Source organism: Erwinia sp. MYb416, assembly GCF_037479575.1.
GTDB classification, from domain to species: Bacteria; Pseudomonadota; Gammaproteobacteria; order Enterobacterales; family Enterobacteriaceae; genus Erwinia; species Erwinia rhapontici.
In genome coordinates, this window is sequence record NZ_JBBGYT010000187.1 from 1 (window position 1) to 666 (window position 666).

1 protein-coding gene is annotated in these 666 nt (G+C 45.3%); it reads left to right on the top strand.

Annotation, left to right across the window (positions count from 1 at the left end):
* The first annotated feature begins 378 nt into the window (after positions 1-378).
* A complete protein-coding gene (locus WH277_RS01780) occupies positions 379-633 on the top strand; it encodes a CopG family ribbon-helix-helix protein (protein WP_339504041.1) in 255 nt (84 codons plus the stop codon).
* Positions 634-666 lie beyond the last annotated feature (33 nt).

Genomic DNA, 666 nt, shown 5'->3' on the forward strand with positions numbered 1-666 from the left:
GCATATAAATAACCCCTTATTTTTGTAGCGTCGCAACTACTAATCTAAGGGGTTTTTTATTTCTGTCAATCACTTAGCCTTCACTTTGACTACAAGTCGAACACCTCGCCCACCCATCCAAAGACCACAAAATCACCAAAAGTGCAGCGCCATCCCATAAGGCCAGCAGTTTCAATAGATTTTTACTACAACCATCCCATAAAGCTTATTAAAAAGTGGCTGTTTTTGTAGTGCTGTCCCAATTCGACCGCTTATCTAAAAAGTTTGATCTGCGTCATCCCAAAAAGGACGCAAAAAACCGTCCTTTTCTCAGGTGTCATCCCATTTGCGCAGTGCTAAACTACTTAATAACTCCTAATAGCTCTGAGGAAACCAATCATGGCTGCCATCACAAAACAGACAATCAGCGCAGAAGTCCCCCGCGCACTCGTTCGCAAAGTTGATGCGATCGCAGAAGAAGAAGATCGCTCAAAGAGCTACATCATCAGAGAGGCTCTGGACAGCTTCATACACAATCACGACCGCCGCCGCGAAGCCATCCTGAAAGGACTCGCAGACGTAGACGCAGGGAACACGTTTAGCATCGAAGAGATGACGAGCTTTGTTAGACAACTGAAAACAGCGGCAAGATAAGATGAATGTCTCATGGACTGCTAAAGCCAGAGG

Bases quoted from the DNA above. Each gene is read 5' to 3' on its own strand.
- WH277_RS01780 (WP_339504041.1), top strand. From the start codon at position 379: ATGGCTGCCATCACAAAACAGACAATCAGCGCAGAAGTCCCCCGCGCA.